Origin of the sequence: Streptomyces sp. NPDC001890 (genome assembly GCF_042891445.1) — a bacterium.
In the GTDB taxonomy this organism is placed as follows: Bacteria; Actinomycetota; Actinomycetes; order Streptomycetales; family Streptomycetaceae; genus Streptomyces.
In genome coordinates this window covers 1,011,206-1,034,655 of record NZ_JBIATE010000002.1, presented here as the reverse complement: position 1 = coordinate 1,034,655, position 23,450 = coordinate 1,011,206, and the positions used below count along the sequence as shown (strand labels likewise).

Sequence of the window (23,450 nt, the reverse complement as noted above, 5' to 3'; positions counted from 1 at the left end):
CCAAGAGCCCTCAAGGTCCGACGGGCGGCATCAGGTCGCTCTCACTGATGGTGTACGTCAGCAACGGGTAGCGGAAGTCCGTTTCGTTGTTCTCACGGCGCCGCAATTGGTAGAACTCGCGTCGCTGCTCGTCGTCGGCCGAAATGAGGCGCGCCCCCTGCGGGAGATACGCATGATCGTCGCGAAACCGGACGAGGGTCTTTGACGTTCGAAAGGTCACGCCCAGCCATTGGTTGTCCACCGCCCGGCCGGGCGCGTCCAATACGATTCTGTGCCTGAGCCGCCGATTCGAGTCCACGGAAAACGCGACGACACCGTTGTGGACGAGGGGGATCTCGAACTTCTCACCACCGGACCCCTTTGGTTCGAAGATCAGCTTCCTCGGCGGGCTCGCACCGGGGTCTCGATAGCAGGAGAAGGCGGCGATGAACGACTCGTCGGCCAGATCGAGAGCCTGGTCGGAATGGCCGCCCATGGTGGTGTAAGCGTTCGTGTAGCTCTCGATGAGAGCACTGTTGAAGCCGACCGGAAGCGCCGCACGTTCTTGGATCTGTTGCGCCAGCCGTTCGTGCACTGCCCGGAAACGCTGCGCCGGGCTGCCGTACCGGGTGGTGGTACGGACGAGAGGCACACCACCCGCCTCGTCGACCCTCGAAAGCACGGCTCCTTTCCGTCCCTTTCCCACGTCTTCCCAACGAACCGAAGCGGACAGCTCCGCAAAGGGATTCCCCTCGGTCGGCAGAGCGAACGAGATGATCTCGTCCGAGATCCTAGATTCGGGGGGCAACGTAGTCTCCCGTGTTCATGCTGAAGAGAAACTTGTCGCCGTAATCGATGAACGACGAGGTCTTGTTCTCCTCGGCGTACAGCCTGCGCAGATCGTCCATGCCGTCCGCTGTGGGTGGTTCCAGCTGCACCAGATCTCCGGCCGCTTCGAGGAACGTGTGGCCGTTCTTGTGAACGGCTTCGGTGCTCGAACAGCGCACCACGTATCCCAGGCGGGTCGGGAGCAACTCGGCATCCAGCGTCGAGGGCCGGATTTCGTGCGTGTACAGGCGGTTGGTGGACAGCGGCATGAAGAACACGGAGCCGGGATGGAGCGTCACGGTGAACTGCGCGGGGAAATCGGCCCCGGCGCGTTCTTCGACCGGCTTCTTGAGGCGGAAGTGGAGTCTGGTCAGCCCGCTGGCGCCCTTCACGCCGTAGTCGAAGGCGTCCTCGGCCAGGGGCCGCAGATTGTCGAGCCGGTCGTAGAAGGTGCAGAAGGCCATGATGCCGTTGACGGGCATGTCCTTGGTCTTGTCGGCATGGGCCGAGATCTTGGCCTTGGACTGCTTGCGCTCAGCTGTGGCAAGGGTGTTGTGGTAGATCTGCGCCAGGACGTGATTCAGCGGCGCCTGGTTCCGGAAGACGGTGGCGGCCTCGCGGTTCAGGGCCTCGACGACGTGCGTGTCGGTCGGGCGGAAGTTCTCGGTCGGCCCCGAGAGATTCGTGGAGCACCGGAGCAGACGGAAATGCAGTTCGTCACCGTCTCGTGTGACGGGCGTCAGATAGATTCCGCTGCGATGGGCCGTTCCGGGCTTGGTGGACTCCGTCAGGGACTGGAACGCGTGCTCCGTGCTGATCCGCCCGAAGTAGTCGGCGTCGAGTCCGAAGAAGCGGCGGTAGTACACGCCGACGCCGTGCACGCGGACGGGAACCCGGCCGAGGCCGACGAGGGTCCAGGGCTCGTCGACGTCCTCGTGGTAACCGTGTGACAGCTCCCGGACGACGAACACCCGGGCAGCCGTACGCAGTTGGCGGCGGCTGATCCCGGATATGTCGCCACACAGGTAGACGGTCTTCTGCGCGAGGTCGTGCGAACCAGGAGCGTCGGACGAACCGGAAACGCCGGGCGAACCAGAAGCGTCGGGCGAACCAGGAGCAAGGTCCTCCGGTGTGATCACGGACCCGAAGAAGTTCCTGACCAAGTCATTGTCGTGCAACGTCGAAGGCGCGACCAAGATGTTGCCCGCATCCTCGATGCGCGCTTCCGCCTGCTCTGTCGTGTGCATCAAGCGGTACCTGCCTACCGGTCCTGCGGTGCGAGGGTGCGCAGGACACAGAACTCGTTGCCCTCGGGGTCCGCCATGACCACCCAGTTCCGGTCCGGGCCCTGGCCCACATCCGCCTTGGTGGCGCCGAGGCCGAGCAATCTGGTCACCTCGTCCTCGGTGCCGGCGTCGATCGGGCTGACGTCGAGGTGAAGCCGATTCTTCACGGCCTTGCCCTCGGGCACCTCGATGAACAGCACGGTGGGCGGCATCTGACGGGCCCGCACATCCTCGACGGTCGGCACCCAGGAGCCGATCTCGACCTTGCCCTCGCTCCGCTCGATCACCTTGAAGTCCAGGACTTCGCACCAGAAGGCCGCGAGCCTCTCCGGATCGTGGCAGTCAACGGTCAGCTCGGTGAACCTGCTTGTCATGACTCTCCCAGGCAGTGAGGACGGGGCTCAGAGTATGCCGCGCCCGACTACAGCGACGCCCGCACCGCTGCCCCCGCGGAGACGACATCCAGGTCGATCACGACTTCGTCGTCCTCCCAGCGGCCGCGCTCCGAGATCACAAGGCCGATCAGCGCCAGATCACCGGCCTGGTCCCGCAGCGCGTACTGCTCATGGGTCTCCGCACCGAGGTCGCCCGACTCGTCGCGCTCCCAGGCGTCCACCGCGGCCTGGGCCACGGCCCTGGGCAGCCGCACCGTGACACGGCCGGCCTGGGCGTCGACCTGCTTCCCGATCGCCGCCAGCACCTTCGAGTCTTCCCGATACCGGGCGTACTGCTCTTCATCCACCACAGAGCGAGGCTACTCAGACCGCTGGACGCGTCTCGACCGAATTGGCCCGGCGAAGAACGGCTCTCACCGGCGGCGGGCGTTGAACGCTGCGGCGGCCTTGTGATTGGCCTTGAGCAGCGCTGGAACGAGGACATGGACGGCGACCGGGACGACGATCGCCGTCATGACCAGCGTACGCAGCACCAGTGGCAGGTGGGCGGTGTACGGGCCCAGGAGCAGGAAGGCCACGTCACGGACCTTGTCGATCAGCAGCGGAGCGGGCGAGATCATGAAGGTCGCGGTCCGCCAGGGCTCCGGACCGAAGGCCCGCCGGATCCGTAGCCCGCTCGACGGCGAGACGCCGGGACTGTCAGTGCCCGTCGCTACGGTGCCCCTTGTGACCGACACCACTTTTTGGGCCTGCCCACCCGACCGAGAAGTTCGGGGACATGGCGATGACTACACCCTCACCCTCCTCCTTCCCCCCTTCCCCGCAGGCACGGTGAACTTTTCTCCCCACGACCCGGAAGGAGCCCGCCACTTCGCCGAAGACTTCGACACCGTCGACGAGATCCTCGAAGAGCTGCCCCCCGGCTCCGCATGCGGCTCGCCGGCTCCGGAGACGCGGGCGGACCTGGACATCATCAAGGTGGGCTGCTGGGGCAACGTCATCTCCATAACCGACCCGGCCCTGGCCGACAGCATCGGCGACTCGCCGCTGCTCGGGGCATCCAACACTCTCCGCGAGCGCTACCCGGACGCCAGGATCGTCGGGTCAGCCGATGTTCACTGCGGAGGAGACCACACCGAAGACATCATCCGGCTTCCCGGCGGCTTGATGCTGCACGCCGAAGGCTGGTCCGGCGTGGAACCGTTGGAAGTCACCGGCGACCCTCAGGCCGTAGTACGCGCCCTCGGCATCAGCTCCGAGACCCTCGCCGAGGAAGCGATCGACCTGGACGAGGAGTCCGATGAAATCGACTGGCGGGCCCTGGGCCGGCTTGCGCTCGGACCGTGCGACCCGTGGGGCCGCGTGGACCTCCGGATGTCCGTCTTCCGCGTCCGCCACACCAGCGGCTCCACGTTCCGGATGGAAGAGTCCTGGTTCCTTTGACCGGTAACGATCAAGAAGCCGGCTCCAGGTCGCCCACATGTCTTGATCGATTCGCAGTCCCCTGCAGTCCCCTGCAGTCCGCATCAGGCGAGGTGATCTCCGGGGCTGGGTGACCGGCGACGCTCGTGATCGAAACGAAACGGCCCAGAGCGTGGTGGCAGCCGCGAACGAGTGGCTGCCACCAGCACCGTCGCAACGGCCCTCAGACGACATCGAATTCATTGCCTTCGGGGTCCTGCATCGCGACGGCGTAGAGCCCCATGTCCGGCTCGTCCTTGGTCCGCAGCACGGTGGCACCGGCTTCGACCAGCCGTTCCGCCGTCGTCTTGACCCGTTGTGTGCGGACGTCCAGCGGGGCATCACGTCCCCCACCGACCTTCAGGTCGAAGTGCCACCGGTTCTTGGCGGCCTTCGGCTCCGGAACCTGCTGGAACCACACCCTTGGTCCACGTCCCACGGGATCGACGATCGACTCCGGAATATCCCCGGCACCAGCCGGCAACTCCGCCTCGGGCACCCCCATCGCCGCCCAGTAGGCACGCCACGTGGCGTGCCCGCCAGGCGGAGGCTCAGGCACGTAGCCCAGGGCCTCGGCCCAGAAAGCCACCATTCTCTGCGGATCGGAGCAGTCGATCGTCAGCTGCACTGTCATCTCCATGCCCGGAGCATCCCAGGCAGGTCTGACAGACGATCCACTTCGGCGGGCCGGACGGTCAGACGGTGCCGAACTCTCCGGCCTTGACGCCTGCCACGAACGAGGCGAACGAGGCGGCGGAGGCGTTCAGCACCGGGCCGCCCGGATTCTTCGAGTCGCGGACGGGGACCAGTCCGAGCGTGGCAGCGAGGTTCGCGGCAACCTCGATGCAGTCGCCTCCGTTGGAACTGTGCGAGGACTTCCGCCAACGGGGCTCGTTAGTCACGGGTCTTCCCTTTCATGCCTGCTCGATCATCGCCACGGATGCCGCTTGGGACAGCGCTTCAGCCTGTAGCTGATGGTAGGCCGTCAGCAGGGGCAACACGGAAGTGCTCTCGCGATCCACGTGTCCCTGCGCGTGGGATTCGGCGTACGCGACCATGGACCTGTCCGGAAGCGTGAGCAAGTTGACGGGCAAGTTGAAAGGGCGGCGTTCACCTATGCCGAAGGGCGCCACCTGCAGGACGGTGTTGGGGAGCGCGGCGAATTCGACCAGTTTTTGAATCTGGGGGCCCATGACCTCTGAACCGCCGATCGGGCGGCGGATGCAGCTCTCGTCCATCACCACGAGCAGCATGGGCGGCCTGGCCCTCGCCAGCGCCGCCTGCCGTTGCGCGAGGAACGAGACTCGCTCATCCGCCTGGTCCGACGTGATGGAGCCGCGCCACACGTCTCCGTACGCCAATGCCCGCGCGTACTCCGGCGTTTGCAACAACCCAGGGATGATCCCGATCTGAAACAGCCTGATCTCCACGGCCCGGCCCTCGTACCCGACGTATTCCGGGAAGCCTTCCAGCAGTACGCCGAGCCGCATGTTGCGCCACTCGCGCTCGAACGAATCGGCGGTGCCAGCAGTGCCGAAGGCAAGGTCGATCTTGCGTGAGAAGGGAAGGGTTGGCGGCTTCCGACCAGTTTCTACAGCCGAGATGTGCTGGCTGGAATACGCCAGCTTTCCGGCCAGATCGTCCTGGCTCCAGCCACGACTCTCCCGCAACCTGCGCATATGAGCTCCGTAGGCAGCTTCGGGGCTGCTCTCGGGGTCTAACTCCTTGCGGTTGACCACGCCGCCACCCAACCCTTCCTTCCGTTCTGATTACTTGAAGGGTTCCCCACTCTAGGCCACGCTGATCCCCCTTGGTAGCGGAACCGTTACGGAGAGGAGTGGCCTGTGTGTACGGAAGACGGCCCCCCGAGCAAGCAGAAGCCCCCACAAGTCCCGTCCACCGGAACCCTGTTGGTGGACACCGGACGTCGTGACCAGGTGGGCGAGTTCCGGGGGACGGCCGGCCCCTACTGGTCGTTGCGGCCGGTCTGCGGCGGTACGGAGTGGGAGGCGGAACCCGTGAACGTGCGGGAGCCGAGCCCGATGGAGCGGTTGCGGGCCGAGATCGCGCGGTGCAACGCCCGGAGCGAGGGGCGGATCCTGTGACCGGCGAGGTGAACACCGCACCCGGACAGGCGAGTTACCGGTGCGAGGCGGTCGCCGAAGGGCTCGTGTACGGGACCGACGAAGCGGCGCGGTACGTCCTGGGCAGCTTCTGGACCATCTCCCCCGTCCTCGCACTGCGCTGGCTCGGCGGACAGGCCCTGTGGATCGTGGACCGGCTCGATCTCGACGACCAGCTCGCCGAACTCCGCGCCTGGTACGAGGACCGCGAGAGCCAACGAGCCGCCCACGCACACATCAAGGGCGGAGCCCCGCTCCTCGTCGTCGTCCCCGACGAGGACTGCACGTACACGCTGTCCGTACGCTACGTGGAACAGGCACACGTGACCGCGCTCCGTTGCCGCCCCGGGGAGGGATCGACATCAGAAATCGCTCGCCGCACCCCGTACGACCCCCCGACCGCCGCAGCGCCCTGCGCTACCTGTGGTGGCTGGTCGTCTGCCAGCGCCGGCGGATCGCCGCCGGCGCGCTGCTCGGCAGCGCCTGGATGGTGTGTCTGACGCTGCCGCCGTACCTGCTGTCCCGCGCCATCGACGACGGGCTGCAACCGGGGCGGTGGCCCGCGCTGGCCGGCTGGGTCGCGGCCCTGCTGGGCGTGGGGGTGCTGAACGCCTGGCTGGCCATCATGCGGCACCGCACGATGACCAGGGTGCGGCTGGATGCCGCCTTCCGTTCCGTGCGGGCCGTGGTCTCGCAGTCGACCCGGCTGGGCGGGGCGCTGCCGCGCCGGGCCACGGCCGGGGAGGTCGTCACGATCGGGTTCGGCGATGTCGGGGTGATCGCCAGCACCCTGACCATCACCGGCCCCGGTGTCGGCGCGGTCCTCGCCTTCCTCGTCGTGGCCGCACTGCTGCTCGCCGTGTCACCGCTGCTCGCCGCGGTGGTACTGCTCGGGGTGCCGTTGCTCGCGGTGCTGGTCGGCCCGTTGCTGGGGCGGTTGCAGGGTGTCGAGGCGGCGTACCGGGGGCGGCAGGGCGGGCTCGCCGGCCGTTTCGCGGACATGGTCGGGGGCCTGCGCGTCCTCAACGGCATCGGCGGCAAGGAGGTGTACGCCGAGCGCTACCGGCGCGGCTCGCAGGAGCTTCGGGCGGAGGGGTACCGCGTCGGCGCGGTGACCAGCTGGATCCAGGCCCTCGGCGTCGGTCTGCCCACCCTGTTCCTCGGGGCCGTGACCTGGCTCGCGGCCCGGATGGCCGCCGAAGGGACCATCAGTGTCGGCGAGTTGGTCGCGGTCTACGGGTACGCCGCGGTGCTCGCGGTGCCGGTGGAGTTCTTCATCGAGGGCGGCTACGACCTCAGCCGCGGACTGGTCGCCGCCCGCCGGGTCATCCGTTTCCTGGACCTGGAGCCCGATTCCACGAGCGGCGGAACGGCAGGCGAAGCGGCGGCGGACGGTCCCGGCTCGCCGGCCACGCTCCATGATCCGGCGTCCGGCGTGGAGGTGGCACCCGGGAGGCTGACCGCGCTGGCCGGTGCCCGGCCGTCGGAGTCCGCGGCGGTGGTCGAACGGCTCGGCCGGTTCACCGATTCGGCCGCGACCTGGGGCGCGATACGCCTCGACGAGATCGACCTGACGCAGGTGCGCCGGCGGATCCTGGTCGCGGACAACGAGGCCGATCTGTTCGCCGGCCCGCTGCGCGAGGTGATCGGCGGTGCCCGGGACCGGGACGAGGAGTCCATCGGCCGGGCCCTGTATGCGGCCGTGGCGCAGGACATCGTGCGCGGGCTGCCGGACGGACTCGACTCGCCGGTCGACGCACAGGGCCGCAACCTCTCCGGAGGCCAGCGCCAGCGCCTCCGGCTGGTCCGGGCCCTGCTGGCCGATCCCGAGGTGCTGCTGGCGGTGGAGCCCACCTCGGCGGTCGACGCGCACACCGAGGCGGCCATGGCGACCCGGCTGCGCACCGCACGCGCCGGCCGCACCACGGTCGTCACCAGCACCTCACCGCTCGTACTGGACCGGGCGGACACCGTGTACTACCTGGTCGGCGGTCGCGTCGCGGCCGTCGGCAGCCATCGGGAGCTCCTGGACCTGGAGCCCGGCTACCGCCACCTGGTGTCACGCGGTGAGGACGACGCCCTCGCCGACGAAGGGGCCGGAGGAACCGTCCGGCCGTCCAGGGAGGCCGTGCGATGACCACCGGATCCGAACCCATGTCCCCGGCCCTGCCCATCGCCGACCCGTCCAGGACACTCCGCGCGGCGCTCCGGCTGATCCGGCTGGACGGCCGTGTCTTCGTCGGCATGATCGGCCTCAACGCGCTGGCCGCCGGTGCCGGGCTTGTCGGCCCGTGGCTGCTCGGCCGCATCGTCGACGAGGTCGGGGCGGGCGCCGGGGTGGCCGCGGTGGACCGCCTGGCGCTCATCATCCTCGTCTTCGCCGTGGCGCAGCTCCTCCTGGTCCGCTGGGCCGGTTACGTAGGACACCGCTTCGGCGAGCGGACGCTGGCGCGCATCCGCGAGGAGTTCACCGACCGGACGCTCGCGCTGCCCGCCCGGGTGGTCGAACGGGCCGGGACGGGCGATCTGCTGACCCGCGGCACCACCGATGTCGCCATGGTCGGCGCCACCCTCCGGGACGCCGGGCCCGAGGTCCTCATCGCCGCGGTCCAGGCGCTGTTCATCCTCGGTGCGGTCTTCGTACTGGACCCGCTGCTCGGCGCGTGCGGGGTGCTGGGCCTGCTCGGGATCTGGTGCGCCGCCCGCTGGTACCTGCGCCGGGCACTCACCGCGTACCTGGCCGAGGGCAGCGCCAACTCGGCGCTCGCGGAGCAGCTCGCGGCCACCGCCGCCGGGGCCCGCACCGTCGAGGCCCTCGGACTTCAGCAGCGCCGCATCACCGCCTGCGACGAGGCCGTCGAGGAGTGCTGGAGGACCCGGACCAGGACGCTGTTCCTGCGCAGTGTGCTCTTCCCGGCCGTGGACGTCTCGTACGTCATTCCGGTGGCCGGAGTCCTGCTGATCGGCGGCGTACTGCACGACCACGGCGCGGTGAGCCTCGGTGCGGTGGTCGCCTCGGCCCTGTATCTGCGGCAGCTCTCCCAGCCCCTGGACACCATCCTCCAGCGGCTGGAACAGCTCCAGAGCAGCAGCGCCTCCTTCGCCAGGGTCGAGGGGCTCGCCCTGGCGACGCACGTACCGCCGGCCGCCTCCCCCGCACCGGCCGACGACCGGATCGAGGTGACGGACGTGCGTTACGCCTACGACGGCGGGGGCGACGTCCTGCACGGTGTCGGCCTGACGGTCCGTCCCGGCGAACGGCTCGCCGTCGTCGGCCCCTCCGGCGCGGGCAAGACCACCCTGGGCAGGCTGCTCGCGGGCATGGACGCACCGCGCACCGGGTCGGTGACGGTCGGGCGGGTCCCGGTCGCCGGGCTGGACCCCGAGCGGCTGCGCAGGCACGTCGTGCTGGTCACCCAGGAGCACCACGTCTTCCTCGGCACGGTCCGGGACAACCTGAGGATCGCCTCGGCCGACGCCACCGACGACGAACTGCGCGCGGCGCTCTCCGCGGTCGGCGCCGACTGGGCCGACGAACTGCCGGACGGCCTGGACACCGATCTGGGTCACGGGGCGCACCGGCCGGACGGCGCGCGGGCGCAGCAGCTCGCCCTGGCGCGCGTGGTGCTGGCCGATCCGCACACGCTGATCCTGGACGAGGCCACCGCGCTCCTGGACCCGAGGACGGCCCGGCACACGGAGCGGGCGCTGACCGCCGTGCTGGAAGGCCGGACCGTCGTCGCCGTCGCGCACCGTCTGCAGACGGCTCACGACGCCGACCGGGTGGCGGTGATGGAGGACGGCCGGATCACCGAACTGGGCACCCACGACGAGCTCGTGGCGGCCGGCGGCGCGTACGCCGCGCTCTGGCGCTCCTGGCACGGCGATCGGCCGTCCGGCTCCTGAGCCGGCGGGCGCGGCCGGGGAGAGGGCCGCCCCGTCCGCAGCGCCCGGCGCGCGCGACCCGGCCGGAGCTGGTCTGCTGGTTCCGGGGGCCGTCCGTCCATGACCCGGAGAGATCCAGATGAGTGTCTCCAGCAGCTACCGAGCCGCGCAGGCCGCCGCCTCGGGTGGCCCCTTCGAGATCGTCGAGCGCGCGGTACCGCGGCCCGGCCCGGGGCAGGTCCGGGTGGCCGTGGACGCCTGCGGGGTCTGCCACAGCGACGCGCTCTTCGTGAACGGCGCGCTGCCGGGCGTGCGGTTCCCGGTGGTCCCGGGGCACGAGATCGCGGGCCGGATCGCGGAGCTCGGCGAGGGTACGCAGGGCGCCTGGCAGGTGGGCGACCGGGTGGCGGTGGGCTGGTTCGGCGGCAGCTGTCACCGCTGCACACCGTGCCGGCGGGGCGACTTCGTGGTCTGCGAGAACCTGAAGGTGCCCGGGTGGGCGTACGACGGCGGCTACGCCGAGAGCGTGGTCGCCCCGATGGACGCCCTGGCCCGGATCCCCGACGCGCTGTCCGCCGTCGACGCGGCGCCGATGGGCTGTGCGGGGGTGACCACGTTCAACGGGCTGCGGCGCAGTGCCGCCCGGCCCGGGGACCTGGTCGCCGTGCTCGGCATCGGCGGCCTCGGGCACCTGGGGGTGCAGTTCGCGGCGGCGATGGGCTTCGAGACGGTGGCGATCGCCCGGGGCGCCGCCAAGGCGGACTTCGCGAAGGAGCTCGGGGCCCATCACTACATCGACAGCACCGGGGGTGCCCCGGTGGCGGACGCACTCAAGGCGCTCGGCGGCGCCCGGGTCGTGCTGGCCACCGCCGCCAACTCCGCCGCCATCACGGCGACCGTGGAGGGGCTCGCGCCGCGCGGCGAGCTGGTGGTCATCGGGGCGGACCCGGAGCCGCTGGGGATCAGCCCGAACCAGTTGCTGATGTCGGGCAAGGTCGTCCGGGGCCACCCGTCCGGCACCGCGCAGGACGTGGAGGACACCCTGGCGTTCAGCACCCTGCACGGGATCCGCCCGATGACCGAGACCGTGCCGCTGGACGGCGCGGAGGCCGCGTACCAGAGGATGATGTCCGGCGCGGCCCGCTTCCGGATGGTGCTCACCAACGACTGACGCCCGGCCCCCACGGGCCTCACCGTGCTGTGCGTACGCCCCGGAGCAGTACGAGGCAGAGCACGGCGGTGCCGAGCATCGTGGCGGCGGCACCGGCCGCGGCCATGTCCAGGCTGTGGGTGAAGGCCCTGGTCGCCGGGGCGAGCACCGTCTCCCCCAGCCGGCCCGGCAGCTGCCGGGCCACCGCGACCGCGCCACCGCGACCGCGCCGCCCAGGGTCTCCCGCGCGGCATCGGGTACGGCGCCCGGCGCGCGGGGCGGCGGACTTTGGAGCAATGACGGGGGCGGTCGGATCCGGGGCCTGGGCCGGGGCCGGGGTGTTCGGTCCCGAAGTCAAGGCGGGAGCAGAGCAGTTGCTCCGCGTACACCGCAAACACCGCCGTAGTGCACCTGGCGTGCGGCCTCGAAAACCCCGCTGAATTCCGTGGGTTGAGGGGGCGTACGCCGTTCCTGGTGCACTAGTACAGTGCTCCCGTGCCGATCGAACCGCCCTACCTCAGGATCGCCGGTGGACTGCGCCGCCGGATCGTCTCCGGTGAGCTCGCCCCGGGCGACCGGCTGCCCTCCACGCGCGTGATCGTGCGGGAGTGGGGAGTCGCCATGGCGACCGCCACCAAGGCGCTGTCGGTGCTGCGCGCCGAGGGTCTGGTGCGGGCGGTGCCGGGGGTCGGCACGGTCGTCGCCGAGCGGCCCGCGCCGGGGCCCGGCGGCGCGGGCGACGGGCCCGCCCTGAGCCGTGGCCGCATCGTGCGCACCGCCACCGAACTGGCCGACGCCGAGGGGCTGCCCGCGGTGTCGATGCGCCGGGTCGCGACCATCCTGTCCACCTCCACCATGGCGCTGTACCGGCACGTGCCGGGCAAGGCGGAGCTGATCCGGCTGATGTCGGACGAGGCGTTCGGGGAACGCCCGCTGGGCGCCGTGCCCCACGGCTGGCGCCCCGCGCTGGAACTCGCCGCCCGGTGGCTCCGGTCGGCGTACGGGCGCCATCCGTGGCTGGCCCAGGCCGCGGCCTCCTTCACCGGGCCGACGGCGTCCCCGCACGCGATGCGGTACACGGAGTGGGTGCTGCGCGCCCTCGCCGGCACCGGGCTGCCGCCGCACACGAAGCTGCACATCCACCTCACGCTCTTCGCCCATGTGCAGGGTCTGGCGATGGCCGGCGAGCTGGAATCGCAGGCTCTTCAGGACACCGGGCTCTCCGCGGAGCAGTGGATGGAAAAGAATGAGCCACATTCCAACGCCATCTCGGCCAGCCTCGACTACCCGTTCCTCAACTCCTTGTTCGAACACGATGAGTTCGAACTCGACCTCGACGTTCTCTTCGAATTCGGGCTACGGAGGACGCTGGACGGCATCGCGGTGATGGTCGGCGAAACGTCCGCTTAACGAACATGACCTTTCCGGCAACGAACGACTTCCGGCCAACTTGTTGACGCGGTCCTGACAGGAACGGCCTTCGGCTGACACTCTTCACCCCGTTCTGCGCACTTCTCGCTCACCCCGGACGGCTCACCCTGCCGCCGGTACCCCCCTCGCAGAAGGAGTCCGCGTGAGATCCACGCCCAGCCGTCGTGCCACCGCGACCGGCGCTCTGATAGCCGCAGCAGCCCTCATCGCAGTCGGAGTCCAGACCGGTACGGCCACTGCCACCCCCGGCAGCACGACCTCGGCGGTACCGGCGGCAGCCGGTGCCGACCAGGGTTCCCTCGCCAAGCAGCTCTCCCCGTCCCAGCGCGCCGAGCTCATCCGCGAGGCCGACGCCGGCAAGGCTGCCACGGCCAAGGACCTCGGTCTCGGTTCTCAGGAGAAGCTCGTCGTCAAGGACGTCATCCAGGACAACGACGGCACCACGCACACGCGTTACGAGCGCACCTTCGCCGGACTCCCGGTGCTCGGCGGCGACCTGATCGTCAAGGAGTCCAAGGCGGGGGCGACCCAGGGCGTCACCAAGGCCTCCAAGGTGACCAGCGGTCAGCTGAAGGCCGTGGACCTGAAGGCGGACGTCGCGCCCGCCAAGGCGGAGAAGCAGGCGCTCGGCCTCGCCAAGGCCGACGGCTCCAAGAAGGCCGAGGCCGACCGGGCGCCCCGCAAGGTGGTCTGGATGGCGCAGGGCAAGCCGCAGCTCGCCTACGAGACCGTCGTCGGCGGCCTCCAGCAGGACGGCACCCCCAACGAGCTGCACGTCATCACCGACGCGGCCACCGGGGCGAAGCTGTACGAGTGGCAGGGTGTCGAGAACGGCACCGGCAACACCCAGTACAACGGCCAGGTCACCCTCGGCACCGCCCCGTCGTACACGCTGACCGACACGGGCCGCGGCAACCACAAGACCTACAACCTGAACCACGGGTCGTCCGGCACCGGGACGCTGTTCACCAACACCACCGACGTGTGGGGCAACGGCAACCCGTCGAACGCCGAGACCGCCGCCGCGGACGCCCACTACGGCGCGGCCGAGACCTGGGACTACTACAAGAACGTGCACGGCCGCACCGGTATCCGCGGTGACGGCGTCGGCGCGTACTCCCGCGTCCACTACGGCAACGCCTACGTCAACGCCTTCTGGCAGGACAGCTGCTTCTGCATGACGTACGGCGACGGCGAGGGCAACCTCAAGCCGCTGACCTCGCTCGACGTGGCCGCGCACGAGATGTCGCACGGTGTCACCGCCGCCACCGCCAACCTGGTGTACAGCGGCGAGTCCGGTGGCCTCAACGAGGCGACCAGCGACATCTTCGCCGCGGGCGTGGAGTTCTACTCCAACACCTCCGCGGACCCGGGCGACTACCTCGTCGGCGAGAAGATCGACATCAACGGCGACGGCACTCCGCTGCGCTACATGGACAAGCCGAGCAAGGACGGCGCGTCCAAGGACGCGTGGTACTCGGGCATCGGCAACATCGACGTCCACTACTCCTCGGGCCCGGCGAACCACTTCTTCTACCTGCTCTCCGAGGGCAGCGGCGCCAAGGTCGTCAACGGGGTCTCCTACGACTCCCCGACCTCCGACGGCCTCCCGGTGACCGGCATCGGCCGCGCCAAGGCCGAGCAGATCTGGTTCAAGGCGCTCACCACCAAGTTCACCTCCACCACCAACTACGCGGCGGCCCGCACCGGCACCCTCGCCGTGGCCGGTGAGCTGTACGGCACGACCAGCGCCGAGTACAAGGCGGTCGGCGACGCCTGGGCGGCCATCAACGTCGGCACCCGTGACGGCGGCAACCCGGACCCGGGCGGCAAGGTCTTCGAGAACAAGTCCACGGTCAACATCCCGGACCGCGGTGCGGCCGTCTACAGCTCGGTCAACGTCACCGGCATCACCGGCAACGCGCCCAGCACCCTCAAGGTCGACGTGGACATCACCCACACCTACCGCGGTGACCTGGTCGTCGACCTCGTCGCCCCGGACGGCACGGCCTACCGGCTGAAGAACTCCTCGGCCGGCGACCCGGCGGACGACGTCCGCGGCACCTACACGGTCAACGCGTCGTCCGAGGTCGCCAACGGCACCTGGAAGCTCAAGGTCCAGGACGTCTACTCGGGTGACACGGGCAAGATCAACAGCTTCAAGCTCACCTTCTGAACCCCCCACGGGTCATGACCCGGTGATCACCGCCCGGCAGGAGCTCACGCCCCTGCCGGGCGGTTCCACGTCCGGCCGGTCTCAGCGCATCAGCACGCCCGCGCCGTCCCCCGCCGCCTGAACGGGCAGCGCCACCAGGCCGAGTTCCGCCCCGGTCGCCAGCAGCGGATGGGCCGGCAGCACCCGCACCGTGTAGCCGTACGGCCCGGTGCGGTCGAGGGCGAGCGGCCCCTCGTAGAGCCAGCGTCCCTCCAGGTCCTGGCCCCCGGCCGGTTTCAGCGGGAAGAGCCGGCCGTCCGAGATCCCGTCGGCGTCGTCCACCCGGCCGGCCACCGCCTGCACCTCCACGTCGCCCGGCTCCAGCACCCCGAGGGCGACCCGGACCCGGAGCAGCAGCGTCGACCCCAGCTCGGCCGAGCCGTCCGCCGCGGTGGGCGCCACGGCCTCCACGTGGTCGACGGCCACCCGGGGCCAGGCGGCACGGACCCGGGCCTTCCAGTCGGCGAGCCGGCGCGCCGTCCCGGGGTCCAGCGCACGCCGGGCCTGCGCGGCGGGCGCGTAGAGCCGCTCCACGTACTCACGGACCATCCGGTCGGCCAGCACCTTGGGGCCGAGCGTGCCCAGCGTGCGGCGGACCATCTCGATCCAGCGCCCCGGAAGGGCCTGATCGCCGCCCCGGTCGTAGAAGCGCGGCGCGACCCGGTCCTCGATCAGCTCGTAGAGGGCGGCCGCCTCCAGATCGTCCCGGCGGTCCTCGTCCAGGGCCAGACCGTCGGCGGTCGGGATCGCCCAGCCGAAGTCCGGCTCGAACCACTCGTCCCACCAGCCGTCGAGCACCGAGAGGTTGAGGCAGCCGTTGAGCGCCGCCTTCATCCCGCTCGTACCGCAGGCCTCCAGCGGGCGCAGCGGGTTGTTCAGCCATACGTCGCAGCCCGGGTAGAGCTTCTGCGCCATGGCCATCCCGTAGTCCGGCAGGAACACGATGCGGTGGCGCACCCGGGGGTCGTCGGAGAACCGCACCAGCTCCTGCACCAGCCGCTTCCCGCCGTCGTCGGCGGGGTGGGCCTTGCCCGCGACGACGATCTGGATCGGGCGGTCCGGGTGGAGCAGCAGCTCCCGCAGCCGGTCGCGGTCGCGCAGCATCAGCGTGAGCCGCTTGTACGAGGGGACGCGCCGGGCGAAGCCGATGGTCAGCACGTCCGGGTCGAGCACGGAGTCGATCCAGCCGAGCTCGGCCGGCTCGGCGCCCCGGGCCCGCCAGGAGGCGTGCAGCCGTTCGCGGACCTCGGTGACCAGCTGTCCGCGCAGGGACCGCCGCAGCTCCCACAGTTCGCGGTCGGGGACCTCGGTGGCGGAGTCCCGGCGGCCGGGTGCGCCGCCGGAGCGGTCGCGCAGCCGGAGGACCTCGGACGCGACCCAGGTGGGTGCGTGGACCCCGTTGGTCACCGAGGTGATCGGCACCTCGGCGGGGTCGAAGCCCGGCCACAGCCCGGCGAACATCTCCCGGCTGACCGAGCCGTGGAGGGTGGAGACGCCGTTGGCCCGCTGGGCGAGCCGGAGCCCCATCACCGCCATGTTGAAGAGGCCGGGTTCGCCGCCGGGGTAGGTCTCCGTGCCCAGTTGCAGGATGCGTTCGGCGGACACGCCCGGGAGTTCGCCGTCGTCGCCGAAGTGCCGGGCGACGAGTTCGCGGTCGAAGCGGTCGATCCCGGCGGGCACGGGGGTGTGGGTGGTGAAGACGGTGCCGGCCCGGACGGACTCCATCGCGGAGTCGAAGTCCAGGCCGGTGCCGGAGAGTTCCCGGACGCGTTCGAGGCCGAGGAAGCCGGCGTGCCCCTCGTTGGTGTGGAACACCTCGGGCTCCGGGTGTCCGGTGAGGCGGCAGTACGTGCGCACGGCGCGCACCCCGCCGATGCCGAGGAGCATCTCCTGGAGCAGCCGGTGCTCGCTGCCGCCGCCGTACAGCCGGTCGGTCACCTCGCGTTCGCCCGGCGCGTTCTCCTCCACGTCGGAGTCGAGCATCAGCAGCGGTACGCGGCCGACCCGGGCCTGCCAGATGTGGGCGTGCAGCGAACGGCCGCCGGGCAGGGCGAGCACCACCCGGCTCGGGGTGCCGTCGGCCTCGCGCAGCAGGGTGACCGGGAGCTCGTTGGGATCGAGTACCGGATAGTGCTCCTGCTGCCAGCCGTCGCGCGACAGGCTCTGGCGGAAGTAGCCGTGCCGGTAGAGCAGGCCGACCCCGACGAGGGGGACGCCGAGGTCGCTGGCGGCCTTGAGGTGGTCGCCGGCGAGGATGCCGAGCCCGCCGGAGTACTGGGGCAGCGCCGCGGTCACCCCGAACTCCGGCGAGAAGTAGGCGACGGCGGCCGGGAGTTCCGCGCCCAGCTCCAGCTGCTCCTGGTACCACCTGGGTCCCTCCAGGTAGTCCCGGAGGTCCTGGGACGCCTCGGTCAGCCGGTGCAGGAACTGCTCGTCCCGGGCCAGCTCGGCGAGCCGCCCCGCGGACACGGCGCCGAGCAGCCGCACGGGGTCGCGCTCCGCCGTCTCCCGGATCTCCGGGTCGACGGCCTGGAACAGCTCACGGGTCTCGGTGTGCCAGGACCAGCGCAGGTTGCGGGCGAGGTCGCTGAGCGGTTGAAGGGGGTCGGGGAGGACTGGACGCACGGTGAATCGACGAATGGCCTTCACGTGTTCCACCTTCGCAGGGGTCGTGCGGATCCGAGGGGACGTACTCCGGTGCGTCCCCCACGCCCGTTCCGGCACATCGGCCACACAGGTAATGGCCGATTCCGTTCCCCCGTTCGGTCTTGTGGCACTCCGCACCAGAAGGAAAGCTGCCCAGTGGCGTCCAAAGGGGCATCGGCGGGCTTGCGAACGCGGGTCGGTGCCCGGTGCGAAAAGGCCGTCAGAGATACGCCCGAGTATTTGACGAACCACCGGATTGGCTTACCCGGAATCGTGGGAAGGCTTCTCCGGTAGGTCGCCCGGATGCGCACCGGGCGCCATATGCACGATGCCCGGACGCAGTACGAATGCGAGGCATCCACGAGCCGGTTTCCATCCGGTTCACATCCGCGAAACATACCCGTGCCCCGGCCATTCGACTGCCATTCGAGTGAATGCGGACAGGAGCGGCCATGCCCACACACCGTCAGCCGTCGATCAAGCAGTTAGAAAGGACGGACCCCGTAGGTCGCGGTGCGCGTATTTCGCCCTCCGCCGCTGTGCCGTGCCCCGCTCGACCCGAGCCCCACCCCCGGTCCCGGTCCCGCTCCCAGTCCCCGCCCCGACCCCAGCCCCCAGGTGATTCCATGATCGGTCGCATTCCCGTGCTCGACGTCCGTCCCCTCGTCGACTGCGGCAGAAGGCCCGCCAAGGCCGTTGCCGGTGAGACCTTCCAGGTCACCGCGACCGTCTTCCGCGAGGGACACGAGGCCGTCGCCGCCAATGTGGTCCTGGTGGACCCGGGCGGGCGTCCCGGTCCCTGGACGCCGATGCGCGAACTGGCCCCGGGCACCGACCGCTGGGGCGCCGATGTCACCCCGGACGCGGAGGGCCGCTGGACGTATACGGTCGAGGCCTGGAGCGATCCGGTCGCCACCTGGCGGCAGCTGGCCGGGATCAAGATTCCGGCCGGGATCGACACCGCGCTCGTCCTGGCGGAGGGTGCCGAGCTGTACGAGCGGGCCGCCGAGGGCGTACCGAAGCGGGACGGGCGCGAGGCGGTGCTGGCCGCGGTGGACGCGCTGCGCGACGCCTCCCGTCCGGCCGCCGCCCGGCTGGCCGCGGCGCTCGTCCCCGAGGCGCGGGCCGCGCTCGCCCGTCATCCGCTGCGCGAACTGGTCAGCGCGTCCCCGCCGCTGCCGCTGGTGGTGGAGCGCCGGCGGGCGCTGTTCGGCTCCTGGTACGAGCTGTTCCCCCGCTCCGAGGGCGCCAGGGTCGAGCCGGCCGGCCCGCCCACGAAGCGCAGGAGCAGGACGGCGAAGGCGGCGAAGGCGGCCGAGGCCCCGGCGAGGATCGTCGGCGGCACCTTCCGCACCGCCGCCGAACGGCTGCCCGCGGTCGCCGCGATGGGCTTCGACGTGGTCTACCTGCCGCCCGTCCACCCGATCGGGACCACCCACCGCAAGGGCCCCGACAACGCGCTCTCCGCCGCCCCGCACGACGTGGGGGTGCCGTGGGCAATCGGCTCGGCCGAGGGCGGTCACGACGCCGTCCACCCCGATCTCGGCACCCTCGAAGACTTCGATCATTTCGTGGCGACCGCCCGTGATCTGCGTATGGAGATCGCTCTCGATTTCGCGCTCCAGTGTTCTCCCGACCACCCCTGGGTGGAGAAACATCCGGAGTGGTTCCACCACCGCGCGGACGGCACGATCGCCCATGCCGAGAATCCGCCGAAGAAATACCAGGACATCTATCCGATCGCCTTCGACAAGGACCTGGACGGACTGGTCGCCGAGACCGTTCGCATTCTGCGGTTCTGGATGGATCACGGCGTACGGATCTTCCGCGTCGACAATCCGCACACCAAGCCGGTGATCTTCTGGGAGAAGGTGATCGCGGACATCAACCGCACCGATCCCGATGTGATCTTCCTGGCCGAGGCATTCACCCGGCCCGCGATGATGAAGACGCTCGCGACCATCGGATTCCAGCAGTCCTACACGTATTTCACCTGGCGCAACACCCGGCAGGAAATCACCGAATACGTCATGGAGTTGTCGGGCGAGACCGCTTCCTACATGCGGCCCAACTTCTTCGTGAACACCCCGGACATCCTGTCCGGCTATCTCCAGGACGGAGGCCGCCCGGCCTTCGAGGCGCGGGCCGTGCTCGCCGCGACGCTCTCCCCCTCCTGGGGTGTGTACGCGGGCTACGAGCTGTGCGAGAACACCCCGGTCCGGCCCGGCAGTGAGGAGTACCGCAACTCGGAGAAGTACGAGATCCGGCCCAGGGACTGGGAGGCGGCGGAGCGCGAGGGCCGTTCGCTGGCCCCGCTCATCACCACGCTCAACCGCGTCAGGCGCCGCAACCCGGCTCTGCAGCAGCTGCGCGACGTGCACTTCCACTCCACCGACAACGACGCGTTGATCGCGTACAGCAAGCGTTCGGGTTCGAACATCGTTCTGGTGGTCGCCAACCTCGACCCGCACCACACCCACGAGGCCACGGTCTCGTTGGACATGCCGCGACTCGGCCTCGACCGGCACGATCGCGTGCCGGTGCGCGACGAGCTCACCGGCGACACCTATCACTGGGGCAGGACCTTCTACGTGCGCCTAGAGCCGGGCGTCACGCCCGCGCACGTCGTCGTCCTGCGACCGTCCCCGCCGACCGGAGGGTCACCCACACCATGATCGTCAATGAGCCTGTCCACGACACGTTCGAGGACACCCCGGCCAAGGACCGCGATCCCGACTGGTTCAAGCGCGCCGTCTTCTACGAAGTCCTCGTCAGGTCCTTCCAGGACTCCAACGGCGACGGCATCGGCGACCTCAAGGGCATCACCGCCAAACTGGACTACCTCCAGTGGCTGGGCATCGACTGCCTCTGGTTGCCGCCGTTCTTCAAGTCGCCGCTGCGCGACGGCGGTTACGACGTGTCCGACTACACCGCCGTGCTCCCGGAGTTCGGCGACCTGGCCGACTTCGTGGAGTTCGTCGACGCCGCGCACCAGCGCGGGATGCGCGTGATCATCGACTTCGTCATGAACCACACGAGCGATCAGCACGACTGGTTCCAGCAGTCCCGCACCGACCCCGAGGGGCCGTACGGCGACTACTACGTCTGGGCCGACGACGACAAGCAGTTCCCCGACGCCCGGATCATCTTCGTCGACACCGAGACGTCCAACTGGACCTTCGACCCGGTGCGCAAGCAGTACTACTGGCACCGGTTCTTCTCCCACCAGCCCGATCTCAACTACGAGAACCCGGCGGTGCAGGAGGAGATCATCTCCGCGCTCCGCTTCTGGCTGGACCTCGGCATCGACGGCTTCCGGGTGGACGCCGTGCCGTACCTGTACCAGCGGGAGGGCACCAACTGCGAGAACCTCCCGGAGACCCACGACTTCCTCAAGCGGGTCCGCAAGGAGATCGACGCGCACTACCCGGACACCGTGCTGCTCGCCGAGGCCAACCAGTGGCCCGAGGACGTCGTCGACTACTTCGGCGCGTACGAGGCGGGCGGCGACGAGTGCCACATGGCGTTCCACTTCCCCGTGATGCCCCGGATCTTCATGGCGGTGCGGCGCGAGAGCCGCTACCCGGTCTCCGAGATCCTGGCGAAGACACCGGCGATCCCGGAGAACTGCCAGTGGGGCATCTTCCTGCGCAACCACGACGAGCTCACCCTCGAAATGGTCACGGACGAAGAGCGCGACTACATGTACGCGGAGTACGCCAAGGACCCGCGGATGCGGGCCAACATCGGCATCCGGCGGCGGCTGGCACCGCTGCTGGACAACGACCGCAACCAGATCGAGCTGTTCACCGCGCTGCTGCTGTCACTGCCCGGCTCCCCGATCCTCTACTACGGGGACGAGATCGGGATGGGCGACAACATCTGGCTCGGCGACCGGGACGCGGTGCGCACCCCGATGCAGTGGACGCCCGACCGCAACGCCGGGTTCTCCTCCAGCGACCCGGGGCGGCTCTACCTCCCCACGATCATGGATCCGGTCTACGGCTACCAGGTCACCAACGTCGAGGCGTCGATGGCCTCCCCGTCGTCGCTGCTGCACTGGACGCGGCGGATGATCGAGATCCGCAAGCAGAATCCCGCCTTCGGTCTCGGCTCGTACAACGAACTGCCGTCGTCGAACCCGGCCGTGCTCGCCTTCACCCGTGAGCACGGGGACGATCTCGTGCTGTGCGTGCACAACTTCTCGCGGTTCGCGCAGCCGACGGAGCTCGATCTGCGGTCGTTCGAGGGGCGTCATCCGGTGGAGCTGATCGGCGGGGTGCGCTTCCCCGCCATCGGCAAGTGGCCCTACCTGCTGACTCTGGCCGGGCACGGTTTCTACTGGTTCCGGCTGCGCAAGGAAGCGCCGCCGAGCTGACCGGGCGTCACTTCCCATCACGATCGCGGGGCGGTTTCCGCCGCCCCGCACGGGGCCCCCTCCCCCGCACCGCACACGTACGGCCCTTTCCGGGCCCCATCTGGCGTTTTGCTTCCATCGAGTCGAGTCCGTACGGACCATCCTGACCCGACACGTCCCGCACAGCCGGACAGCTATTGCCGCAATCCGGGACACTCTCCGCATCCTGTGGTGTGCCCGGGGAAAGGACGCGATGCCATGTCGGAGGCTGCATCCCTTCGGGTCGCCCTGACCGACAGCCCAGCCCTGCTCCCGTCTCTCGCCCCCCTGCTGCACGACTGGCTGCCCCGGCAGCGGTGGTTCGCGGGCAAGGGGCGGCCGGTCACCGCGTTCTCGCTGGTGTCGGCGACCGAGATGCTGCCGGTGGGCACCGGTTCCGTCGCCGCCGGAACCGGAACCGGAACCGGACTGCTCCATCTGCTGGTCCGGGTCCATCAGCCGGCCACGCCCGCGCAGTCGCCGGACGACTGCTACCAACTGCTGCTCGGGGTACGGGCGGTGCTGCCGCCCCGGCTGGCGCCCGCGCTCATCGGCCGGGTGACCGAGGGTCCGCTCGCCGGCCGCACCGTCTACGAGGCGCTGCACGATCCGCGCCTGGCCGAACTTCTGCTGGAACGATTCCGTACGCCCGGCACCCTGGGCGCGCTCCGCTTCGACCGGAGCGGCCCGGCCATCGCGGCGGGGCTCGCGCCACGGCTGCTCGAAACCGAGCAGTCCAACACCTCGCTGGTCTACGGCGACTCCTACATCCTCAAGATCTTCCGCCGGATCTTCCCGGGCACCAACCCGGATCTGGAGCTGCCGCTCGCGCTGGCGCGGGAGGGCTGCGGGCGGGTGCCCGCCCCCGTCGCCTGGTTCGAGGCCGCCACCGCCGCGAAGCCGCTCACCCTCGGGGTCCTCCAGCCGTTCCTGAGCGGTGCGCAGGACGGCTGGCAGCTCGCGCTGCGCGCCCTGGCCGCGGGCCGGGACTTCACGGACGAGGCCCACGCGCTGGGCCGGGCCACCGCCGAGGTGCACACCGCGCTGGCCGCCGCCCTGCCGACGCCCGCGCTGCACCGCGCCCAGACCGAGCACCTGGCATCCGCGATGGTGCGCCGGCTGGAGGCCGCCGCCCAGGCGGTACCGGAACTCGTGCCGTACGTCCCCGGGCTGCGCACCGCCTTCGACGCGGTGGCCGCGCTCGGGCACCGGGGGCGCGACTGGGCGGCCCAGCGGGTGCACGGCGATCTCCACCTAGGCCAGACGCTCCGCGCGGCCGACGGTTTCTGGTCACTGATCGACTTCGAGGGCGAACCGGCCAAACCGCTGCCCGAGCGCCGCCGGCCGCAGCTCCCGGTGCGCGACGTCGCCGGGATGCTCCGCTCCTTCGACTACGCCGCCCGCTCGCACCGCCCGTGGAACGCCGACTGGGCGGCCCGCTGCCGGACCGCCTACTGCGAGGGGTACGCCCGTGCCTCGGGCGCCGACCCGCGCGGTGAACCGGAGCTGCTGCGCGCCCACGAGACCGACAAGGCGGTGTACGAGGTGCTGTACGAGGCACGGCACCGGCCCGACTGGCTGCCGGTCCCGATGGCCGCCATCCACCGCCTGGCCGCCGCCGACGTCTGACGGCCGGCACGCGCCCCCTTCTCCCC

21 protein-coding genes are annotated in these 23,450 nt (G+C 70.2%); 11 read left to right on the top strand and 10 right to left on the bottom strand.

Annotated elements, in window-relative coordinates; all coding sequences use genetic code 11:
• Positions 1 to 10: 10 nt before the first annotated feature.
• From ACFYY1_RS10835 to ACFYY1_RS10815, 5 genes are all read right to left on the bottom strand, one after another.
• Positions 11 to 787, bottom strand: a complete 777-nt coding sequence (locus ACFYY1_RS10835) for a hypothetical protein (protein ID WP_388583254.1) — start codon at positions 785 to 787, stop codon at positions 11 to 13.
• A complete protein-coding gene (locus ACFYY1_RS10830; protein ID WP_388583252.1) occupies positions 771 to 2,054 on the bottom strand; it encodes a hypothetical protein in 1,284 nt (427 codons plus the stop codon). The genes ACFYY1_RS10835 and ACFYY1_RS10830 overlap by 17 nt, the downstream gene beginning before the upstream one ends.
• A gap of 14 nt (positions 2,055 to 2,068) precedes the next feature.
• Positions 2,069 to 2,467 carry a VOC family protein gene (locus ACFYY1_RS10825; RefSeq protein WP_388583250.1) on the bottom strand — a complete coding sequence of 133 codons (399 nt, stop codon included), beginning with the start codon at positions 2,465 to 2,467 and terminating at the stop codon, positions 2,069 to 2,071.
• Between the two features lie 47 nt (positions 2,468 to 2,514).
• Positions 2,515 to 2,838, bottom strand: a complete 324-nt coding sequence (locus tag ACFYY1_RS10820; protein ID WP_388583248.1) for a hypothetical protein — start codon at positions 2,836 to 2,838, stop codon at positions 2,515 to 2,517.
• Between the two features lie 63 nt (positions 2,839 to 2,901).
• Positions 2,902 to 3,108 carry a hypothetical protein gene (locus ACFYY1_RS10815; protein ID WP_388583246.1) on the bottom strand — a complete coding sequence of 69 codons (207 nt, stop codon included), beginning with the start codon at positions 3,106 to 3,108 and terminating at the stop codon, positions 2,902 to 2,904.
• 106 nt (positions 3,109 to 3,214) lie between these two features.
• Between ACFYY1_RS10815 and ACFYY1_RS10810 the strand changes: the two genes are divergently transcribed.
• Positions 3,215 to 3,931: a DUF6333 family protein gene (locus ACFYY1_RS10810; RefSeq protein WP_388583244.1), complete on the top strand. Its 717-nt coding sequence runs from the start codon at positions 3,215 to 3,217 to the stop codon at positions 3,929 to 3,931.
• Positions 3,932 to 4,133: 202 nt separating this feature from the next.
• Here ACFYY1_RS10810 and ACFYY1_RS10805 read toward each other — a convergent pair whose 3' ends face one another.
• The 3 genes from ACFYY1_RS10805 to ACFYY1_RS10795 are packed head-to-tail and all read right to left on the bottom strand — an operon-like array spanning position 4,134 to position 5,688.
• Complete coding sequence (locus tag ACFYY1_RS10805) at positions 4,134 to 4,589, bottom strand: VOC family protein (protein WP_388583242.1); 456 nt, start codon at positions 4,587 to 4,589, stop codon at positions 4,134 to 4,136.
• 55 nt (positions 4,590 to 4,644) lie between these two features.
• Positions 4,645 to 4,851 (bottom strand): DUF397 domain-containing protein, encoded by a 207-nt coding sequence (locus ACFYY1_RS10800; RefSeq protein ID WP_388583240.1) that lies wholly within the window; start codon positions 4,849 to 4,851, stop codon positions 4,645 to 4,647.
• 12 nt (positions 4,852 to 4,863) lie between these two features.
• Positions 4,864 to 5,688: a Scr1 family TA system antitoxin-like transcriptional regulator gene (locus ACFYY1_RS10795; protein WP_388583238.1), complete on the bottom strand. Its 825-nt coding sequence runs from the start codon at positions 5,686 to 5,688 to the stop codon at positions 4,864 to 4,866.
• Positions 5,689 to 5,793: 105 nt separating this feature from the next.
• Here ACFYY1_RS10795 and ACFYY1_RS10790 point away from each other — a divergent pair, with 105 nt between their 5' ends.
• The 5 genes from ACFYY1_RS10790 (at position 5,794) to ACFYY1_RS10770 (ending at position 11,128) form a co-directional block, all read left to right on the top strand.
• The gene (locus tag ACFYY1_RS10790) at positions 5,794 to 6,054 is read left to right on the top strand and encodes a hypothetical protein (RefSeq protein WP_388583236.1); all 261 of its coding nucleotides are present in this window, start codon (positions 5,794 to 5,796) and stop codon (positions 6,052 to 6,054) included.
• Positions 6,051 to 6,572 (top strand): hypothetical protein, encoded by a 522-nt coding sequence (locus ACFYY1_RS10785; protein WP_388583234.1) that lies wholly within the window; start codon positions 6,051 to 6,053, stop codon positions 6,570 to 6,572. The genes ACFYY1_RS10790 and ACFYY1_RS10785 overlap by 4 nt, the downstream gene beginning before the upstream one ends.
• Positions 6,560 to 8,209, top strand: coding sequence for an ABC transporter transmembrane domain-containing protein (locus tag ACFYY1_RS10780; protein ID WP_388583232.1), 1,650 nt, complete (start codon positions 6,560 to 6,562; stop codon positions 8,207 to 8,209). Before ACFYY1_RS10785 ends, ACFYY1_RS10780 begins: the two co-directional genes overlap by 13 nt.
• On the top strand, positions 8,206 to 9,978 hold the full coding sequence (locus ACFYY1_RS10775) for an ABC transporter ATP-binding protein (RefSeq protein WP_388583230.1): 1,773 nt from the start codon (positions 8,206 to 8,208) through the stop codon (positions 9,976 to 9,978). The genes ACFYY1_RS10780 and ACFYY1_RS10775 overlap by 4 nt, the downstream gene beginning before the upstream one ends.
• A gap of 118 nt (positions 9,979 to 10,096) precedes the next feature.
• Positions 10,097 to 11,128 carry an alcohol dehydrogenase gene (locus ACFYY1_RS10770; RefSeq protein ID WP_388583229.1) on the top strand — a complete coding sequence of 344 codons (1,032 nt, stop codon included), beginning with the start codon at positions 10,097 to 10,099 and terminating at the stop codon, positions 11,126 to 11,128.
• Positions 11,129 to 11,147: 19 nt separating this feature from the next.
• On the opposite strand, the gene ACFYY1_RS10765 is transcribed toward ACFYY1_RS10770, so the two are convergent.
• Positions 11,148 to 11,312 carry a hypothetical protein gene (locus ACFYY1_RS10765; protein ID WP_388583227.1) on the bottom strand — a complete coding sequence of 55 codons (165 nt, stop codon included), beginning with the start codon at positions 11,310 to 11,312 and terminating at the stop codon, positions 11,148 to 11,150.
• A 290-nt stretch (positions 11,313 to 11,602) separates the two neighbouring features.
• Between ACFYY1_RS10765 and ACFYY1_RS10760 the strand changes: the two genes are divergently transcribed.
• Both ACFYY1_RS10760 and ACFYY1_RS10755 read left to right on the top strand, forming a co-directional pair.
• Positions 11,603 to 12,517, top strand: coding sequence for a TetR/AcrR family transcriptional regulator C-terminal domain-containing protein (locus ACFYY1_RS10760; RefSeq protein ID WP_388583225.1), 915 nt, complete (start codon positions 11,603 to 11,605; stop codon positions 12,515 to 12,517).
• Between the two features lie 163 nt (positions 12,518 to 12,680).
• Positions 12,681 to 14,714 (top strand): M4 family metallopeptidase, encoded by a 2,034-nt coding sequence (locus ACFYY1_RS10755; protein WP_388583223.1) that lies wholly within the window; start codon positions 12,681 to 12,683, stop codon positions 14,712 to 14,714.
• Between the two features lie 81 nt (positions 14,715 to 14,795).
• Here the strand turns inward: ACFYY1_RS10755 and glgP are convergent, their stop codons facing one another.
• On the bottom strand, positions 14,796 to 17,402 hold the full coding sequence (glgP, locus tag ACFYY1_RS10750) for an alpha-glucan family phosphorylase (RefSeq protein ID WP_388583221.1): 2,607 nt from the start codon (positions 17,400 to 17,402) through the stop codon (positions 14,796 to 14,798).
• Positions 17,403 to 18,025: 623 nt separating this feature from the next.
• On the opposite strand from glgP, the gene ACFYY1_RS10745 reads away from it, so the two are divergent.
• From ACFYY1_RS10745 to ACFYY1_RS10735, 3 genes are all read left to right on the top strand, one after another.
• Positions 18,026 to 20,074 carry an alpha-1,4-glucan--maltose-1-phosphate maltosyltransferase gene (locus tag ACFYY1_RS10745; RefSeq protein ID WP_388583219.1) on the top strand — a complete coding sequence of 683 codons (2,049 nt, stop codon included), beginning with the start codon at positions 18,026 to 18,028 and terminating at the stop codon, positions 20,072 to 20,074.
• Positions 20,071 to 21,777: a maltose alpha-D-glucosyltransferase gene (gene treS, locus ACFYY1_RS10740; protein ID WP_388583217.1), complete on the top strand. Its 1,707-nt coding sequence runs from the start codon at positions 20,071 to 20,073 to the stop codon at positions 21,775 to 21,777. Before ACFYY1_RS10745 ends, treS begins: the two co-directional genes overlap by 4 nt.
• A gap of 237 nt (positions 21,778 to 22,014) precedes the next feature.
• Positions 22,015 to 23,424, top strand: a complete 1,410-nt coding sequence (locus tag ACFYY1_RS10735) for a maltokinase (protein WP_388583215.1) — start codon at positions 22,015 to 22,017, stop codon at positions 23,422 to 23,424.
• Positions 23,425 to 23,450: the final 26 nt, after the last annotated feature.

Excerpts from the sequence above, each read along its gene's own strand:
- ACFYY1_RS10830 (WP_388583252.1), bottom strand. The coding sequence starts at position 2,054 with ATGCACACGACAGAGCAGGCGGAAGCGCGCATCGAGGATGCGGGCAAC.
- ACFYY1_RS10825 (WP_388583250.1), bottom strand. The coding sequence starts at position 2,467 with ATGACAAGCAGGTTCACCGAGCTGACCGTTGACTGCCACGATCCGGAG.
- ACFYY1_RS10815 (WP_388583246.1), bottom strand. The coding sequence starts at position 3,108 with ATGATCTCGCCCGCTCCGCTGCTGATCGACAAGGTCCGTGACGTGGCC.
- ACFYY1_RS10805 (WP_388583242.1), bottom strand. The coding sequence starts at position 4,589 with ATGGAGATGACAGTGCAGCTGACGATCGACTGCTCCGATCCGCAGAGA.
- ACFYY1_RS10780 (WP_388583232.1), top strand. The coding sequence starts at position 6,560 with ATGGTGTGTCTGACGCTGCCGCCGTACCTGCTGTCCCGCGCCATCGAC.
- ACFYY1_RS10775 (WP_388583230.1), top strand. The coding sequence starts at position 8,206 with ATGACCACCGGATCCGAACCCATGTCCCCGGCCCTGCCCATCGCCGAC.
- ACFYY1_RS10770 (WP_388583229.1), top strand. The coding sequence starts at position 10,097 with ATGAGTGTCTCCAGCAGCTACCGAGCCGCGCAGGCCGCCGCCTCGGGT.
- ACFYY1_RS10745 (WP_388583219.1), top strand. The coding sequence starts at position 18,026 with ATGATCGGTCGCATTCCCGTGCTCGACGTCCGTCCCCTCGTCGACTGC.
- treS (WP_388583217.1), top strand. The coding sequence starts at position 20,071 with ATGATCGTCAATGAGCCTGTCCACGACACGTTCGAGGACACCCCGGCC.
- ACFYY1_RS10735 (WP_388583215.1), top strand. The coding sequence starts at position 22,015 with ATGTCGGAGGCTGCATCCCTTCGGGTCGCCCTGACCGACAGCCCAGCC.